General features: G+C 66.9%; 1 protein-coding gene and 2 pseudogenes. 1 reads left to right on the top strand and 2 read right to left on the bottom strand.

From position 1 onward, the window contains the following. A pseudogene (locus tag ACZ7IB_RS49100) lies at window positions 1-94 on the bottom strand (transposase); the annotation flags it as partial. Between the two features lie 83 nt (window positions 95-177). On the opposite strand from ACZ7IB_RS49100, the gene ACZ7IB_RS49095 reads away from it, so the two are divergent. After that, window positions 178-1,755: an ISL3 family transposase gene (locus ACZ7IB_RS49095; protein WP_470921872.1), complete on the top strand. Its 1,578-nt coding sequence runs from the start codon at window positions 178-180 to the stop codon at window positions 1,753-1,755. A 37-nt stretch (window positions 1,756-1,792) separates the two neighbouring features. On the opposite strand, the pseudogene ACZ7IB_RS49090 reads toward ACZ7IB_RS49095, so the two are convergent. Beyond that, a pseudogene (locus tag ACZ7IB_RS49090) lies at window positions 1,793-1,888 on the bottom strand (transposase); the annotation flags it as partial.

The following is a 1,888-nucleotide window of genomic DNA, read 5'->3' as shown; positions in this document are numbered from 1 at the left end:
CGGCCCAGATCCCCAGGATGTCCCGGGTGCCTTCGGCGGTCACGGCCATGACGACGTAGATCGGGCGGTTCGCGACCTGGCCGTCGCGGATCTTGGTTCTGTCGACGATCTTGTGATCCGGACGGCTGAGCACGTTGCTCCGCCTGTTCGCGATCATGCATCGCGTGCTCTCGTGATGTGCTCCTCGAGCTGTTTCCGTACCTGTCCGCGTTGCTGATCGAGGAGGTCGAGCGGCGGCCGGACCAGGTAGTGCTGAGAGCGCGGGTGCGGGCGACGACTGGCTCCTGTCGGTGCGGTCAGAGCTCGGCCCGGGTGCACGGTCGGTACGTACGCAGGCTGCGTGATGTCGCCGTGGGCGGGCTCGGTGTCGTGATCGAGTTGTGCGTGCGCCGCTTCCGCTGCGAGAACCCTGCCTGCACGGCGGTGACGTTCGCCGAACAGATCTCAGGACTGACCACCCCGCACAGTCGGCATACCCCGCTGCTGCGCGAGGTGTTGACGCAGATCGGGCTGGCCCTGACCGGCCGGGCAGGAGCCCGACTGGCGTCCGCGGTCGGACTCACCGTAGGAAAGGACACGCTGTTGCGGCTGGTCAGGGCTCTGCCCGAGCCGGAGATCGGCAAGGTGGAGATCCTCGGCGTCGACGACTTCGCCTTCCGCAAGGGCCGCCACTACGGCACGGTATTGATCGACATGGCCACCCACCGGCCGCTGCACCTCTACGACGGCCGCGAAGGCGAGGACCTGGCTGCCTGGCTCCGCGATCACCCAGAGGTGAAGGTCATTTGCCGGGACCGTTCCAGCGGTTACGCGGAGGGCGCTCGGGTCGGGGCACCGCAGGCCGAACAGGTCGCGGATCGCTACCACCTGTGGGCCAACCTCGGCCAGGCGGTCGAGAAGACGGTCAACGCCCATCGCTTCCGCCTGGCCGAACCGCCTCCCGGCTCGGCCTCCGGCCCCGACCACGCGGAGGTGGAGCCCGAACTGGTCCAGCCACCGAAAGACCTGAAGATCGTGATCCGGCTGCGTGAGCAGCATGCTGCCGCCCATGAGCTGTGGCAGCAGGGGATGTCGAAGGCGGCGATCGGCCGGAAGCTCGGGCTGCACCAGGCCACGGTCCGTAAACTGGTCAACGCCCGCTCCGCCGATGATGTCGTGGCCAAGAACCTCCAACGAGCGCATGTTGTCGACCCGTACGTCGGCTACTTGCACCGGCGCTGGAATGAGGGCGTCAGGAACGCCGCCCAGCTCTACCGCGAAATCCAGCAACTTGGCTATCCCGGCGGCGAGTTGGCTGTTCAGCGGCATCTGCGGCGCTACCGGACCGGGCGCGGACACGCACCCGACCCGGGACCGAAGCCTCCATCGGTCCGCGAGGTCACCTCCTGGATGATGACCCACCCCGAGCACCTGCGGGACGAGGACGCCGGCAAGCTTCACCGGCTGCGTGAGCGCGATCCCGAACTCGACCGGCTCACTCTTTACATCAGGAGGTTCGCCGCAATGATGACCGGTCGCCACGGCGACCGCCTCGAAGAGTGGATCACCGACGTCGAACGGGACAGTCTGGCTCCGCTTGCGGGCTTCGCCCGCAACCTCCGCCGCGACTTCGACGCGGTCCGCAACGGGCTGTCCCTGCCGCACAGTTCCGGTGCCGTCGAGGGCAACATCAACCGGCTGAAGATGCTGAAACGCCAGATGTTCGGCAGGGCCAGCCTCGATCTCCTTCGCAAACGCGTCCTGCTCACACGGTGAGCCTCGACCGTCCGGATCACAAGATCGTCGACAGAACCCGGATCTTGACGTTGATGGCGTCCACGAACAGGACCGGATAGACGCGGTCCAGCGGGCGGTTGGACCATTCCGCCATGCCCTCCATCACCTTGTC

The sequence above is a fragment of the Streptomyces sp. NPDC037301 genome (assembly GCF_055602785.1).
This window is presented reverse-complemented; position numbering and strand designations above follow the sequence as displayed.